This is a genomic window from Pseudoalteromonas sp. NGC95 (assembly GCF_015864705.1).
GTDB lineage: Bacteria > Pseudomonadota > Gammaproteobacteria > Enterobacterales > Alteromonadaceae > Pseudoalteromonas > Pseudoalteromonas arctica.
Genome location: NZ_JADYWR010000005.1, coordinates 142,921 through 159,046 on the forward strand (window position 1 = coordinate 142,921; position 16,126 = coordinate 159,046).

16 protein-coding genes are annotated in these 16,126 nt (G+C 38.2%); 8 read left to right on the forward strand and 8 right to left on the reverse strand.

The features are described from left to right. The first annotated feature begins 25 nt into the window (after window positions 1-25). The 5 genes from I6E70_RS06555 (at window position 26) to I6E70_RS06575 (ending at window position 4,783) form a co-directional block, all read left to right on the forward strand. Window positions 26-808, forward strand: a complete 783-nt coding sequence (locus I6E70_RS06555) for a MipA/OmpV family protein (RefSeq protein WP_231620070.1) — start codon at window positions 26-28, stop codon at window positions 806-808. Further along, the gene (locus I6E70_RS06560) at window positions 798-1,181 is read left to right on the forward strand and encodes a DUF3019 domain-containing protein (RefSeq protein WP_007586617.1); all 384 of its coding nucleotides are present in this window, start codon (window positions 798-800) and stop codon (window positions 1,179-1,181) included. The genes I6E70_RS06555 and I6E70_RS06560 overlap by 11 nt, the downstream gene beginning before the upstream one ends. A gap of 25 nt (window positions 1,182-1,206) precedes the next feature. Then, window positions 1,207-1,911 carry a response regulator transcription factor gene (locus I6E70_RS06565; RefSeq protein ID WP_010553868.1) on the forward strand — a complete coding sequence of 235 codons (705 nt, stop codon included), beginning with the start codon at window positions 1,207-1,209 and terminating at the stop codon, window positions 1,909-1,911. Window positions 1,912-1,930: 19 nt separating this feature from the next. Further along, a complete protein-coding gene (locus I6E70_RS06570) occupies window positions 1,931-3,223 on the forward strand; it encodes a sensor histidine kinase (protein ID WP_007586613.1) in 1,293 nt (430 codons plus the stop codon). Window positions 3,224-3,427: 204 nt separating this feature from the next. Continuing rightward, a complete protein-coding gene (locus I6E70_RS06575; protein WP_197100934.1) occupies window positions 3,428-4,783 on the forward strand; it encodes a sodium-dependent transporter in 1,356 nt (451 codons plus the stop codon). 79 nt (window positions 4,784-4,862) lie between these two features. Here the strand turns inward: I6E70_RS06575 and I6E70_RS06580 are convergent, their stop codons facing one another. Further along, on the reverse strand, window positions 4,863-5,312 hold the full coding sequence (locus I6E70_RS06580) for a GNAT family N-acetyltransferase (protein ID WP_024589924.1): 450 nt from the start codon (window positions 5,310-5,312) through the stop codon (window positions 4,863-4,865). A gap of 74 nt (window positions 5,313-5,386) precedes the next feature. Continuing rightward, window positions 5,387-6,130: a sporulation protein gene (locus I6E70_RS06585; protein WP_007586609.1), complete on the reverse strand. Its 744-nt coding sequence runs from the start codon at window positions 6,128-6,130 to the stop codon at window positions 5,387-5,389. A gap of 265 nt (window positions 6,131-6,395) precedes the next feature. Here I6E70_RS06585 and I6E70_RS06590 point away from each other — a divergent pair, with 265 nt between their 5' ends. After that, complete coding sequence (locus I6E70_RS06590; protein ID WP_007586608.1) at window positions 6,396-7,970, forward strand: cation:proton antiporter family protein; 1,575 nt, start codon at window positions 6,396-6,398, stop codon at window positions 7,968-7,970. 350 nt (window positions 7,971-8,320) lie between these two features. Next, the gene (locus I6E70_RS06595) at window positions 8,321-8,545 is read left to right on the forward strand and encodes a DUF3820 family protein (protein ID WP_101216204.1); all 225 of its coding nucleotides are present in this window, start codon (window positions 8,321-8,323) and stop codon (window positions 8,543-8,545) included. An 88-nt stretch (window positions 8,546-8,633) separates the two neighbouring features. Here I6E70_RS06595 and I6E70_RS06600 read toward each other — a convergent pair whose 3' ends face one another. The 6 genes from I6E70_RS06600 to ilvY form a co-directional block, all read right to left on the reverse strand. Continuing rightward, window positions 8,634-9,881: an ATP-binding protein gene (locus I6E70_RS06600; protein ID WP_121955328.1), complete on the reverse strand. Its 1,248-nt coding sequence runs from the start codon at window positions 9,879-9,881 to the stop codon at window positions 8,634-8,636. A gap of 25 nt (window positions 9,882-9,906) precedes the next feature. Next, window positions 9,907-10,599 carry a response regulator gene (locus I6E70_RS06605; RefSeq protein WP_007584133.1) on the reverse strand — a complete coding sequence of 231 codons (693 nt, stop codon included), beginning with the start codon at window positions 10,597-10,599 and terminating at the stop codon, window positions 9,907-9,909. A 14-nt stretch (window positions 10,600-10,613) separates the two neighbouring features. After that, entirely contained in the window at window positions 10,614-10,994 is a 381-nt protein-coding gene (locus I6E70_RS06610; protein ID WP_180961420.1) for a DUF3019 domain-containing protein, read from the reverse strand. Between the two features lies 1 nt (window position 10,995). Next, window positions 10,996-11,808 (reverse strand): MipA/OmpV family protein, encoded by an 813-nt coding sequence (locus tag I6E70_RS06615; protein WP_024608151.1) that lies wholly within the window; start codon window positions 11,806-11,808, stop codon window positions 10,996-10,998. A 447-nt stretch (window positions 11,809-12,255) separates the two neighbouring features. Further along, window positions 12,256-13,302, reverse strand: a complete 1,047-nt coding sequence (locus I6E70_RS06620) for a GGDEF domain-containing protein (RefSeq protein ID WP_197173359.1) — start codon at window positions 13,300-13,302, stop codon at window positions 12,256-12,258. Between the two features lie 116 nt (window positions 13,303-13,418). Further along, window positions 13,419-14,324, reverse strand: a complete 906-nt coding sequence (ilvY, locus tag I6E70_RS06625; protein WP_007584128.1) for an HTH-type transcriptional activator IlvY — start codon at window positions 14,322-14,324, stop codon at window positions 13,419-13,421. Window positions 14,325-14,462: 138 nt separating this feature from the next. Between ilvY and ilvC the strand changes: the two genes are divergently transcribed. Then, window positions 14,463-15,935, forward strand: coding sequence for a ketol-acid reductoisomerase (gene ilvC, locus I6E70_RS06630; RefSeq protein WP_121955330.1), 1,473 nt, complete (start codon window positions 14,463-14,465; stop codon window positions 15,933-15,935). Window positions 15,936-16,126 lie beyond the last annotated feature (191 nt).

Genomic DNA, 16,126 nt, shown 5'->3' on the forward strand with positions numbered 1-16,126 from the left:
TTGCTGCATTTTTAGCACGTCGAGTATGGCAAGTAACCGCTATTATGCAGATAATACGTTAGAGCCAACCCAAGGCTTTGCGTGGGATTGGAGTGCTGGTGCGGGCTTTTATATTGAAGATTCTTACCTTGTCGGCATTGAGTCTTACGATAAAGGCGTTGAGCTCGACTTAAGTCTTGCTGTTTCCTACGATAAATTTTACCTTGATTTCGATCACAATCAACTCAGTGGCGGCCTTGTAATAGGCTACAGTCTTATAGATAAATTTGATTGGGGCCTAGATATATTAGGCACAAATACTCAAGCTGGATTTGACGAAAAAGGCCTCGGATTTTATAACCATGGTGTTATAAAAGAACTCCAAGGTATAAAAAAACGTAATTACGACTTTGACGTCGGCCTTCGACTTTCTCGTCGATTTGAAAATTCTCAATTCTCTTTTGAATACCTTCATGATGTATCTGGCGCGCACAATGGCTGGGTTATAAATAGCTTTTTTAGTCACATTTTGCCGTGGCGAAACTGGGAGTTTAGATCTGGTGTTGGTTTAAGCGCCTACTCTGCTGACTTTACCAATTATTATTTTGGCATTGATAGCAATGAAGCCACCAGCCTTCGCCCGATTTATAGCAGCAATGCCAGTACTAGTATTATTTTTGAGTTCCATGCTGAGTACCCAATAAGCCAAGATTGGGTGTTTTTATCCGGCTGGCTTACCACATGGTTTTCAAAAGAGATTGACGACAGTCCAATTATTTCCCAAGGATATCAACACAAAGCCAAGGTAGGCCTACGTTATGTATTTTAGATGGATCTGTGTATTACTGATCTTCCCCAGTACTTTTACTGTTAAAGCTCAGGAACCTCCTGAAGCACTCATAGCAGTTCCCGATACCTGCGTTGCATTGCGCGAAGGGCGAAATTGCTATGCTGACGTTACGCTAACGTGGGAGCAACCTATCATTGGTAATTACTGCCTACGTGACGCTACCTCAAAGTACATAATGCAATGTTGGCTCAAGCAACAGAGCGGTACTTTTAATTATGCATTTGATTCACAGCAAAGTATTTCATTTGAACTATTTGACAGCAATACCTCTAAAATAATTAGTATTGCCGAAGTAAAGCTTCAATGGGTATATCAAAACAGGCAAAAAAAGCGCCGCTGGCGACTATTTTAATACCAATCGCATTAAGGATATTTTCATGGATAACTATGGCACTATTTTACTCGTTGAAGACGATGTATCACTTGCTCAATGGGTTGCTGAATATTTAACAGAGCAAGGCTACACAACGCATGTTTGTCACAGAGGTGACGAAGTAATTAGCCAAGTCAAAACGTTAAATCCAAATATCGTGCTCCTTGATATTATGCTTCCAGGGCAAGATGGTATAAGCGTGTGTAGAGAACTTCGTAGTTTTTATAATTCGCCCATTATAATGCTCACCGCACGCGATGAAGAAATGGATGAGGTCATTGGTCTAGAAGTAGGTGCAAGCGACTACATAATGAAACCTGTACGCCCTCGTGCATTGCTAGCGCGTATAAAAGCAGCCCTTCGCCAAAATAATGAGCCAAATACTCCACACGTTAACGAGAGTGTTATTAATGTTGGTGCGCTTAGTATTGATACCGAATCTAGAAATGTAAAACTCAACGAGCAAGACGTAAACATATCAAGTGCTGAGTATTTACTGCTTCATTACCTTGCGAGCAATGCAGGTCAAGTGGTCTCGCGTGACGCTGTATTTAAAGCAACCAAAGGCAGAGAATACGATGGGCTTGATAGAAGTGTTGATGTACTTATTTCTGCACTTCGTAAAAAGTTTAATGATGATCCACAAAACCCTGAAAAAATTAAAACTATTTGGGGCCGTGGATATTTACTTGTTTCTACTGCGTGGTAATAAAGTGATGAATAAATAAATGAAAAAGTTTTATATATCGCTTCTAGGCAGTGCACTTTTATCTATTGTGGTATTGGGCTGGCTTATTGATGCTTTTAGTCAACAAGCGCATACCCCACAGGATGAATTTAGTCAGCAAAGTAAAATGATCATGGGTTTTAGCAAGCAGTTAGCTAACATACCCACATCTGAGCGCAGCGATTATGTAAAACAACTGGCGCTAGAGTTTGATGTTTTAATTGATTACAAACCTAATGAATCACTTGCTTTACCGCCTTCTTTATTATTACAAATGCACACGCCGGGTGGGCTGATTTTAGAAGATCAGCAAGGCTTTTATATGCTTTATAGCAGCGCTGTTTTAAATCCTTTTCACTTATCAATGCGTTTAGATAAAATTTTTGATAGCGAGCAACATAACGACATTATATTAACCTTACTCTTTTACGCAGGCCTATGTGTATTTATGGGGTTTATTATTGCGCCCTTAGCTAAACGATTAACCGTGTTAAATGAAGCCGCTAAAAAGTTTGCCTCTGGTAATGTTCAAGCCCGAATAAAAGTATCGCATTTTACTTACATAAAAGACGTAGAGCTTACCTTTAACCGCATGGCCAGCCAAATAGAGAAGCTTGTCGCCGAGAACAAGCTAATGGCCTCAAGTTTATCTCATGATATACGCACCCCTATCGCGTGCCTGCGATTTGGTTTAGATGCGGCATTAGATAGCCATGATGAGCAAAAAGTAAAACAGTATTTAACCCGTATGGAAAATGATTTAGACCATATGGAATCGATGCTTAGTAGCTATTTAGCATTTGCTACTTTAGAGCAAAATGCTAATAAGCTGACCTATTCATCAACAAACATTAAGTCCTACCTTGAAGATATTTTAGTGCAACTTGCACCTAAGCTTGAAATGCAAATGCTCAACGTACAACTCAATAGTACCGATAAAATAATAAATGCAGATCTTCACTGGCTTGCTCGCGCAATTACTAATTTATTAACTAACGCATGTGATTTTGCAAGCCAACATATTTACTTAAGCGCAAAGTTACACGAGCAACAGCTTATAATAACGGTAGAAGATGACGGCCCGGGTATCGCTCGAGAAAATTTTAGTAATGTATTTAGCCCATTTTTTAGGGAAGAAGATCACCGTAACAGAGCTGATAAAAGTTACGGCCTTGGTCTAGCTATTGTTGAAAAAGTAGCCGACTGGCATCATGGCAGTGTTAAAGTAAGTAAAAGTACCCAGCTAGGTGGTGCGTGTTTTACTCTCACTATTGCACAGCATCATAATTCGTAAAGCAATAGTTACAGACTGTAATTAACAATTATTAAACAAAATCAACTCGTTATTTTAAACGACTCGATAACAACAATTAAAATCGATGGTTATAACACACACTTTACTTATTAAATTGTGCTAGATCAGCAAATAAGCACTTTTTATTTTTTAACATTTCCAGTAGATTGTCACCGCCGTCACACAATAGAGAAGTACAATAATATGAGCGCAGTTAGAGGCGAGTTCAGCTCTCGCTTTGGTTTTATTATGGCCGCCGCGGGTTCTGCCGTTGGTTTGGGCAATATTTGGGGATTCCCTACACAAACAGCAAGTAATGGCGGTGCTGCATTTTTAGTCGCATACTTAGTGCTTGCGTTCTTTTTAGCCTACCCCGCTTTAATGGCTGAACTTATGATTGGTCGTCATGGCCAAGCAAACGCGGTTTCATCACTTCAAAAAATATCTAATAAGCCATGGCAAAAACACTTTGCCTTTATCGTTGGTTTTGGCGGTATTTTATGTGCTGGCTTTATATTAAGTTTTTACGCGATTGTTGCCGGTTGGATGCTCAGCGCTACAGCTGAACCCATAGCTACTCTTGTCGGTGCCGACACAGCATCGACATGGCTAAGTGAGCAATCACTTACCCGAAACATTATATTCACTCTCGTCTTTATCGTACTAACTGTCGCTATTATCAGTAGAGGCGTTGAGAACGGTATTGAAAAATGGTCAAAACGTTTAATGCCCGCTCTTTTGGGGATTTTATTTGCACTTATTGCTTATGTAATGACCCAAGATGGCGCAATGGAAGGTTTAAAGGCTTACTTAGTTCCTGATTTTTCGTCTATTTTTGACGCAAAACTATTAGTTAGCGCACTAGGACAAGCTTTTTTCTCTTTATCGCTAGGTACTAGCGTAATGATTATTTACGGCTCGTACATTAGCAAAAAAGAAAATCTTGTTTCTTTAGGTGCCTATGTAACCCTTATTGATGTATTTATAGCCTTTGTAGCGGGTTTACTGATTATTCCGGCTATGTATGTAGCGCAAGCTCAAGGCGTTGAAATATTCTCGGCCTCAACAGGTAAATTACTCTCTGAAGATACGTTAGTATTTCAGGTACTCCCTGCTTTATTTGATGGAATGGGCGAAGTTGGCTTATTTGTGGGCTTTTCATTTTTTGCGTTAATGAGTATTGCCGCTTTAACGTCATCTATTTCAATGTTAGAGGCGCCAGTATCATACACTGTAGAGCGCTTTGGGATGAAACGCGTTCAGGCAACCTGGTTGATTGGAGCTTTAATTGCTATCGTTAGCATTATAATTGTGTGTAACCTTAGCAGCTTATTTGGCTTAGTGATTACTTTAACTACAAAAGTAGCTCAACCTTTGCTTGGCCTGATGTGTTGTATATTTGTAGGCTGGATTTGGTACAGAGGATCATTACTTAAAGCAATTAAAGAAGGTAATCCTGAGGTCCATAACACATTGTTTTGGAAAATATGGCCTTGGTATACCAAGTTTGTGTGTCCACTTGCTATTGGTATGGTATTTTTACACTCACTCTTGAGCTAAATAATACCTTAACCTTAAAATAGTCTTAAATTAAAATAGCCCACATTAGTGGGCTTTTTTATAGCTGCTTAAATTGGATTTATTTAGTGAGTTTTAAAATCATATCTTGATGAGGTATACCGTCTTCTAAATATTCACTTTTATAATCCTCAAAGCCAAAAGAGCGGTAAAAATCAAGCAAGTAAGTTTGTGCACCTATATAAATATCTCGCTCAGGCCATTGTGCTTTGCAGCAGTCTATAGCTTCAGTAATAAGTAAAGTTGCATACCCATTGCCACGCGCTCTTTCACTTACTAGCACGCGACCTATTGCGCTGTATTGCTCACTTTTGTCATAACAACGCGCATAAGTTTGTAGTTGCCCATTATCCAATGTATATAAATGCTGTGTATTTAAAGCAATATCTACATCATCAAGTTCAGGGTAAGGACATTTTTGCTCTACAACAAACACATCAACCCGCCCACGCATAATAATAAAAAGAGTCTGTGTATCAAAAGCGTCAAACTGCTCACATTTAAACTGCATATTAAATCCTATAAGCAAAAAACCCAGCTTAGGCTGGGTTTATTAAAATCACTCGTTAGCTTAGTTAGCTTATACTAAGTAAATAAGCGCTCTAGCTGATCACACAACTGCGATAGATTCACATGATCGTGCTCTATGGTCAAATCTACATAACCATCGCCTTTAAAGGCTCTGTCTAGCTCTATAAGCACATGTGTTTTATGTGCCTCTGGTACAAACGATAATTCAATCTCCTGAATGCCAAATAAGCTGCGGCTATTAGGTTTATACTCAAGTTCTTGGTAACACCCAGATAATGACTGAAAAGTTGAAGCCCGTAAGTGGCCTTTTTCTACGTCAGCTTTCATTAAACTAAAACCTAACTTTTCCATCGCTTGCATACACGTTTTAACCGCTTCATTAGGGTAAATGTGTAAATGATCTTTATCTGTTGGGTCAAGTGCTAAGTCTATATCTAGGCCTGTTTCTAGCCATACATGTGATTGATTATAACCTGCATTAATTTCTGTAATAGGTGTTTCAGAATGAAGACGTGCTTCAAAAGGGATGTTTTTAACTTCGCCTGGCTCAATTGTACCAATATCTGTAATTCGCCATTGCTCAATTACATGATTAGTAAAATAATCGCCATCATCACCCGCAACTTTAACACGAGTCATTAATAATAAATCTAAGCCTGCGATATCTTGGCTAACATCCCCTGCTGTGATAACTATTTGTGCGTTAAAAAGTTGACCTGGTTGTAGGTGTTCAGTTTCTAAAATAGTGTCTACTTTTGCAGCACCAATACCTACCGACGCTAAAATCTTTTTAAACATATCTCTCTCCTTAAGCTGAGCTGCTCTATTATTTGCTCTGGCTTAAACTTCTTCGTTATCGCATCTTAACCATATTTAAAAGCTAATGTCAGTGAAAAAATGTTATTTACATACTATTTACGATTAAATAAGTGTTTAATGCGCATTTTTCATACGCAGCAAGGCAAGTAATTGATTAGACGCGTTCATTTTTAGGTCTATTATATTTTCAATGGCATAAATTTTTCGTTACACTGCAACACCAAATGAAGTGATATTAAGAATTATGGAACTAATCTATTTTGCTGCCGCGTTTGTTTGTGGTTTTGCCGTTTATCAATTAAAACTACCTCCTCTTATTGGATTTTTATTAGCAGGCTTTGCTTTAAATTTATCGGGATATAAAAGTACAGAGTTGCTCGATACAATTGCAGCACTTGGCGTAACCCTTCTTCTTTTTAGTATTGGCTTGAAACTTAAAGTTAACAGTTTAATTAAACCTCAAGTTTGGGCACCTGCAACATTGCATATCATTTTTAGCAGTGCGTTATTTAGTGGTTTTATGCTGTTACTTGGCGTATTCGCTATTCCACTATTTGTTGATTTAAGTTGGCAAAGTGCTTTATTGGTTGGATTTGCACTGAGTTTTTCGAGCACTGTATTTGCAGTAAAAGTACTTGAAGAGCGCGGAGAAATGGCAAGCCTACACGGCAAAATAGCCATTGGTATATTAGTAATGCAAGATATCTTTGCTGTTATCTTTTTAGCTATTAGTACCGGTAAAGTCCCAAATTTATGGGCAATTGCACTAATAATTGCTTTGCCTTTATTACGACCTGTAATGTATGGCGTGTTGAACCGATCTAAACATGGTGAACTATTACCATTGTTTGGTTTTTTCTTTGCTCTAGTTGCTGGTTATCATGCATTTGAATTTGCAGGCCTAAAAGGCGATTTAGGTGCATTAATAATAGGAATGATGTTTGCCCCTCACAAAAAGGCAGGCGAGCTATCAAAATCCCTGCTTAATTTAAAGGACATATTGCTAGTTGGCTTCTTCTTAAGTATTGGTTTGAGCGCAGAGCTAACCACTAACTCCTTGATTGTTGCTATTATACTTATTTTAGTATTACCCGTTAAAATAGCGCTTTATTATGTGTTCACTAATATATTTAAACTACGCGCGCGTACATCATTACTTACTGCTTTTAGCTTATCTAACTACAGTGAGTTTGGTTTAATTGTATGTGCAGTGGCTGCAACTACAGGCATGATCACCTCTGAATGGCTAGCTGTAATGGCAATTGCTGTTTCTATTACCTTTATAATTGCCTCCCCATTAAATAAACGTTCAAACGAGTTGTACGTCAAAATTGAGCATTGGTTATTAAAGTTCGAAAGCAAAACTCGTTTAGCTGAAGAGCTACCTGTTAACCTTAACGATACTAGAATAGTCATTTTTGGTATGGGACGGATTGGTACTGGTGCTTATGAGACTATTAACGCGACTCACCCAAATGTTGTTGCAGGTATAGATATAAAACCTGAGGTGGTAGATAAGCACGTAAACAGAGGCCGCAACGTCTTAATTGCTGATGCAACCGACCCTGACTTTTGGCAACGAGTAAATCACTCGCAAGTAGAAATGGTTATGCTTGCGATGCCAAAACACATGCAAAATATTTTTGCCTTAGAGCAACTACAAGCCTCCGGTTATAAAGGCCAAGTAACAGCTATTGCAAACTACCCTGATCAACAAAAAGAACTAGAAGAAATGGGTGTTCATTCTACTTATAACTTTTACCTAGAAGCCGGTAGTGGTTTTGCAGAGCACGTTAAACAAGAGCTATTTAACGAATAATTACTTTTTATAACGTCTATAAATAACAAGGCCTTAATCCATTAAGGCTTTGTTATTAGTTTTTAAATAAAAAGCAATTCTATTTACATTCCTTTACAAGCCAATTCACCACAACAATGAAAAACAGGTAGACTAACTGTGTTGGTTAAATAAGAACCCATGTTCTAATAATAACTTAATTAGATCCCAGCTAATTAAAGTTCAACTAGGTTTATATCAATCAACATAAAATTATTAAATCAGAGGGCCTACTCCCTCGCAAAATAGGCTGTTTCTTGCCCGTCACAGCCTATTTTATATCTCTAAAATCCCTTACACTTACGCATACTTTAAATACATAAGTAGTTTTTATGGATCCAAAACAACTAAAAATAGCGATAAATACTACAATGCCGTTTGGAAAATATGCAGGACGGCCATTGTTGTTACTCCCAGAGCCTTATTTAGTCTGGTTTAATCAGCAAGGGTTTCCTGACTCAAAACTAGGTAGTCAACTTGCGATGATGTATGAGGTAAAACTAAATGGCCTTGAGCAAATGTTAATGCCATTACTTGAAAAAAATAAAAATAGTTGAGAACTTTTTTAAGCACCTGCGGTCTATTATATTGCTACTTGTTGATTTTGGTTTTTAACCGCAAAAAAAGCGCCTTTAGGCGCTTTTTTTATGTCTTAAATTTGAGGGGTAAATATACAATAAATTTAGCACCACCTAAACTTGAGCTTTCTGCTTTACACTCTCCTTGGTGCCACGACACAATTTTAGCAACTATAGCGAGCCCTAAACCAAAACCACCGGTATCCTTGCCTCTACTTTTATCTAGTCGAGTAAAAGGTTTAAATACATTTTCTCGCTCAGCGGGAGCTATCCCCTCCCCATCATCTTCAACAATCAATACGATGTGTTTTGTTTCTTGTAGCAATGAAATTTTGACTTTTTTATGGGTATATTTGAGCGCATTGCCAATTAAATTTTGAAATACTCGCGCCATAAAGTGACTATCACAGTAATAATTTAAATGCTCAGGGAGGTTTACAGAGAGCGTTGTTCGGGCTTCAAAGTTTAGCTTTTCAACAGTTGTTTTTACCAGCCCAGCTAAGTCACAGTTTATTGGCTGTAAACTAGGTTGTTGAGAGTCTAATCGCGCGTATTCAAGCATTTCAGAAACTAGTGACTCAAGCTCGCTAATGTCTGTTTGCATATTTGTTAGGTATTTCTCACCTTTTACGTCAAGCATTTGTTCTTGCAGCATTACTATTGCAAACTTTAAACGTGCTAGTGGTGTTCTAAACTCATGCGACACCGATGAGGTAAGTTCTTGCTGCGCACTAAGTAAAAACTCAATACGTTGCTGCATTACCTTTAATGTATCAGTAATAGGTAAAAAGAAAGACTTAGAAGAGTCGTTTAGTTGAAAGTCTTGCAAACCCTCTACCGCTTCACACGCTTTACGTAGCTTTGCAAAGTCGCGCCATAGTAAAAAGCTCCACAGCCCAACAGGTATACCTACAATAATAAGTAGTAATAAATACGGCCAAACAGAAGATGATTCCTGCGTTAATACACCTACCGGTCCTACTTGAAGTAATGAATCATTACCGAGATCTACATACCAAACAATGCGTTGTTGCTTATCGTATAAGTATAAGTAGTGGTTTTGGTTGAGCTGCGATTGTTGTTTTTGAGGGAGTATTAAATCACGTCGTTCAATCACTTTACTTTCAAAGTTGTGCTTTAACTTTTTAAGACCATTTGAAGTTTGTGAGAGCAACCAGAGTGATTGCCCAAACTCATCATCTAAGAAGACCTGTTGTTGCGACTCTTCGTAAGGCCACAATTGCTCTATAACACCGCTCACTACAAACAAAGAAACGATGATATATAAATATAAGCTGGTAAACAGTTTTCCCATTAAAGCCGACTAACCTTAAATAGTTCTAAAGATCCCATGCATCAGAAACAAATAAGTAGCCTTGTCCCCATACAGTTTTTATACGATATGGCTTATCGCTGTTGTCGCCTAATTTTTTACGAATTCGTGATACGCGTACATCCACCGTTCTATCAAGTCCATCGTATTGGCGACCAATCATATGTTGGTGCACATGTTCTCGACTTAGTACTTCACCCGCATTTGACGCTAATAGCCATAGTAACTCAAACTCGTGCGAAGTTAATACAATCTCCGAATCACTTAGTTTTACAATACGACTTGTTTTATCAATGACTAAATCACCAAACTGGAGCTCTTCGCTTGATTTTACCATGGGTTGTCCACGACGCAGTAATGCATTAATTCGCGCTAGTAATACACGTGGCTCTGCTGGTTTTATTACATAATCATCAGCGCCAAGCTCTAAGCCAAGTACTTGGTCGAAATCTTCACCTTTAGCAGTCAACATTAAAATTGGTAGAGTAAATTTATCTCTTACTTGGCGGCAAACGCTAAAGCCATCTTTACCTGGCAGCATAACGTCTAAAATCATTAAATCGGGTGTATTGTTTTCTAAGTAATTAAACACTTCGTCACCACGGTCTAATACTTCGACTTCAAGGCCATTATGTTCAAGGTAATCTTTTGTTAGTTGTTGTAAACCGAGATCATCTTCAACAAGTAAAATTTTTGGCATTAGTTGCTCCTAAATTAAAAAAAGCTCCACGGAGAGCGAAGCCTACGCCTATTTTTTTTAGCATGGGCGCTTTGTACTTCAACCTGTGTTTTTGCTATTAACACACCCGTATGAGGATTGATTAAGGAGTATATGGTCTCCACCTGAACACGCGCTTTATAATTAAATTGCCCAGAAAGTTGTTGCTCCCAGCATTGAAGCCGTTGCTCTTGCTGATACAAACAGACATCACTGTAGGCGTTTAATTGCCATTTAAATTGTAAATCAAGATCGCAAAAACCCTGCTGTTCAGAGACAACGCAGACTTTTGGAGAAACACTAAAAAAGGGGGGTTGTGCCACACTAAAACCACTAAAAAAAGCGGTAATAAAGACAACTAATATTGAATACTTCATATTAAAAAGTACGATCGAATCCTATAAATGCAGTCATTGAATAAGTACGTTCGAAGAGCGGACTGCCATCCATAGCCGAATAGTCGTAATATGCTACATGAAAACGAAGAGAGTCAGCCTTACTCAGAGGCCAACGGGCGTCGATTTTAGCATAAGGTTGCCAACTACTACCAACGTCTATTTTGCCAAATTGAGTTTCACCCTCATTAAGTCCATAAAAATAGCTATTTAGTTCCGCAGATTTATAGTTTATTCCAAGTGTTGGCTTTATTTTGAGCTTTCCTATCACAGTATGATACTGCCACTGTAATGCTGCGCGTACACCTCGATAAACATCGGTTATATCATGCAGAGCCTGAACCGAAAAAACATGGTCTTCATTTACATAGTGATATGCAATACCCGCATCAAGTGCAATTTGCCGTTTATGTAAATTATCAATATCAACATAGCGAGATGACGAGGCTTCATCTTGCATTACGAACTGATTGTTGAGGGCACTACTTTGTAGTGTAAATACATTTTTAGGGTGCCAGTCTATAAAAAAGCGAGACTCAGAGTTGAGTTCACCAACTAGATTAAAGTGATGTTTAGGGGTTTGCAAAAATGAATAACCAAGACGGCCATTATCAAAAAACCATTGCTCTGCATAAAACGCAACTTGAGGAATAAGCACGAGCGGAATATTATCTCCACCATGCAAAGGGTTGGTTATAACTCCAGCCCCCACGCTTAAACTCAAATGCAGACGATCGGTTGTTATATCTTGCTCTGTATAATCGTCAGCATGCTTGCTTGCCTGTGTTGCTTGCACCGAAAGGCAAGCAAACAAAGTGCTAAAACATAGAGCTGTTAATAATGAGAAGGCATACCGCATCAGCGTAAATCAAAGTATCAAAATAAGTGAGTTCCCCATACTAGCAAGGTCTTTTTAAACTAGCTCTAGCTGGTTACAATTATTCACAATTTGTATACAAAAATGTTAACTTTATGCTTTTCGGACTATTTATCTTTCAAGGTAGTTGTGTCTAAGGACTATATTTTGAGTTGCTTGTGTAATTTTTGACTAATAGTACTTTAAGATACTTTGAAAATGAGGCACTACGTAGCAAATGCAATTATTCAAATAAAAAATTACTAAGAGCTAACTCGCTACAGCTCTATTGGGTTTTACCTGCTTGTTTACCAAAACTGAAGTTGGATTAAATCGCCCTAAATTGAGCGGCTTTAACCCAAATAAATCAGAAACCTCTGGCACTTATTAAATATCAGGGGCTATTTCTATACGATTTCGTCCATGTGTTTTGGCAATGTATAAGGCTCTATCTGCACGCTCAACTAAAACAGAACTATTTGTAAATGGCCGTAAAATTGCTAAGCCAAAACTTGCTGAAATAGCACGTTTTGCAGTTACATCATGCTTTTTACGAATCGCCAATTTTGCTATTGCTAAACGAATACAATCTGCAAATGCTATTATATCGTTAATAGTGTCAAAGTAGGCTGTTATGCAAAACTCCTCGCCACCATATCTATACACATTTGCAGCTTCAGTTGTATTTTCTCTCACTTTTTTAGCAACTAGCCTAAGCACTTCATCACCCTTTTGATGGCCAAAATCATCGTTAAAGCGCTTAAAATGATCAATATCAAACATAATGAGTACGGCAAGAGAGTCTTCTTGCGCTTGCTCTGAGTATTCGAGGCAAAAGTTTACAATATCAGAATCAAACTTACCTCGATTATAAAAACCCGTAAGCGTGTCGGTATCGGCTGCTTCCTTTGAAATATTGAGTGCTTCTTTTAAATCTTTTATTTCATTGTAGGCAACGGCTAATTTAGTCTGAAACTCCCGAGCATAATCTTGCATTGCAATAGAATCGTCAGTTAAACGCTCAACACAACCTAGTATCTCATTATAAGAGTTTACATCAACAAGCATATTTAATTCATTTTGTGAGTCGACTAAACTCGTCGTAAAGCTTTTAGAGTGATCAAGCGTTGTGCTTATATCTTGCTGAACTTGCTCCATAGTTGTATGAAATTTTTCAGTCACTTCTTGAAAAAAAACGAGATCGTCTTGCGTTAAATGTTTATCAAAAATTTCTTTTGCTTTGTCTTGTGAACATGTTTGTTGCAGAGCAATAACATGGTCTAACTCAGCATTTAATGAAGGTTTGTTTCCTTGAATATAACAGTACCAAATTGCATAGTTGATGGGTGTAACCGGCATTCGGTATTTTACCATCAAAGGAATCGCCTTTTTTAGGCATTGAGCAGAATGAGCAAGTGATACGGCGTGGTTCATAAATAAACTCTCAAGCGTCATTGTTTTTGTTATTAGCGCTCAATGTTAAGTAATAGTAAACTTATACGCAACCTATATTCATACTATTTAACTAACTTGCTTATTCTCTGCGCGCATTAAATCGCTTTTGCATCTAAAGTTTGCGCAATATTCCACAAAGCACTGATTGCAGGGTCATTTAACTCTTTCCTTAATACTGCCAAACCAATATCAAACCCATCAGGCGCTTGCATTTTTGGTGTTAGTATTTGTACTTTATCTTGCAGCGGGCTGTTATCTAGCACTATTTTAGGGACCATTGCGACACCTAATCCTAAGCTCACCATGGATACCATTGCTTCGTGCCCAGCAACTTGTGCGTAAATTTTCCCGTGAATATTATTTTTGCGCCACCAGTGTTCTAACCTTTGGCGAGAAAAACCTTGTTCTGGCACAATAAATTCTAAATCAGACCAATTAATGTCATCACCATTCTGCGTTAGTTTTTGTGTGATCGGGCATTGAATTTTTGGTCCAATTAATAAAAGTGGAGAATGCCCTATATCTACAAAAGCAATTTGCGCCGGTAACTTATTTGGCTTAGCTGCAATAGCCATTAATTCATGCCCATCTAACACACGGTTTATAGCAAGTGCAGGGTCGCCTGTATTTAATGTTATTTCTATATACTGATGCTGCGCACGAAGTTGCTCTAATATTTGATGTAAAAAACTATAAGATGCAGTAACCGAGCAATAGATACTTACTTTGCCGTAAATATGTTGTTGTGGGTCTTTCACATTCGTTTTAAAACGCTGCCAATTAGCAAGCGTTGCTGTGGCGTAATCAATAAACGACTCACCCTCACGCGTTAATTTAACACTGCGGTTATCGCGTACAAATAATGCAACACCTACCTCTTCTTCTAAGTGTTTTATATTGCGGCTCAAAGTGGGTGCGCTTATATGACAAAGCTCGCTTGCGCGTCCAAAATGAAGTGTTTTAGCCAGTGCTAAAAAGTAGTTTAAATGTTTATGATCCATGCCAAACCCAGTATTTCATATTATGAAACACTTTAATTCAAATATATCATTTTACGCAAGCAACGATTTTACATATGGTGTTTGTAAGCGCAACAAACCTTGCGCATCTAACAAACATGACTTTATAGGACACTAACAATGGCGAATTATTTCAATACCTTACCTTTACGCGAGCAATTAGCGCAATTAGCGCAATGTGAATTTATGGACGCAGGCGAATTTGCCGATGGCGTTGACGCACTTAAAGGTAAAAAACTAGTTATTGTAGGCTGTGGCGCACAAGGTTTAAACCAAGGCTTAAACTTACGTGACTCTGGTTTAGATGTTTCTTACACATTACGTGCTTCAGCTATTTCTGAGCGTCGCCAATCATTTTTAAATGCATCTGAAAACGGTTTTACTGTTGGTACTTATGAAGAATTAATTCCTACCGCTGACGTAGTACTTAACTTAACGCCAGATAAACAACATACCGCTGTAGTAAGTGCAATTATGCCACTTATGAAAAAAGACTCTACCCTTGCTTACTCTCATGGCTTTAATATTGTTGAAGAAGGCATGCAAGTACGTGAAGACATTACTGTAATCATGGTTGCGCCTAAGTGTCCTGGTTCTGAAGTACGTGAAGAATACAAACGCGGTTTTGGTGTACCAACTCTGATCGCAGTTCACCCAGAAAATGACCCTCAAGGTCTTGGTTTAGCACAAGCTAAAGCGTATGCAGCGGGTACTGGCGGACATCGCGCAGGTGTACTTAAATCATCATTTATTGCTGAGGTTAAGTCTGACCTAATGGGCGAGCAAACCATTTTATGTGGCATGTTACAAACTGGCTCTATTTTATGTTTTGATAAAATGATAGAAAAAGGCGTTGATGCGGGTTATGCATCAAAACTAATTCAATACGGCTGGGAAGTAATTACCGAAGCACTTAAGTACGGCGGCGTTACTAACATGCTTGACCGCCTTTCAAACCCAGCAAAAGTAAAAGCGTTTGAACTAAGTGAAGAGCTAAAACTAATTATGCGCCCGCTTTATAATAAGCATCAAGATGACATCATCGACGGCACTTTCTCACGCACTATGATGGAAGACTGGAATAACGATGACGTAAACTTACTTAAATGGCGCGCAGAAACAGCAGAAACTAACTTTGAAAAGACCCCTGCTGGCGATGTAGAAATCTCTGAACAAGAATTTTTTGATAACGGTATTTTAATGGTAGCAATGGTTAAGGCAGGTGTTGAACTTGCATTTGAAACCATGACAGCAGCAGGCATTATCGAAGAGTCAGCTTACTACGAGTCATTACACGAAACGCCATTAATCGCCAATACTATTGCGCGTAAAAAGCTTTTTGAAATGAACCGTACTATCTCTGATACTGCAGAATACGGCTGTTATTTATATAACCATGCATGTTTACCATTACTTGCTGATTTTATGAAAAACGTTGATACAGACATTATTGGTAAAGGTCTTGGCGAGCACAGTAACCAAGTTGATAACCAAACATTAATTCAAATTAACGCTGCATTGCGCGAACACCCAGTTGAGAAAGTTGGTGCTAAATTACGTGGCTACATGTCAGCAATGAAAAAGATTGTTTAACCCTAAACAATAAATGTTTCGCTTGTTAGAAACCAAGCCCGTATGCTTTTTGCATGTGGGCTTTTTTATGCCTGTTAATAAAACTTTAATCAATCTGGTGTATCTTTGCCTATTCTGCTTAGCCAATATTTAGTTCCAAATAAATAATGTGCTAATATGTTTTTCTATTTAGTTGTAAAATTAATTAATAT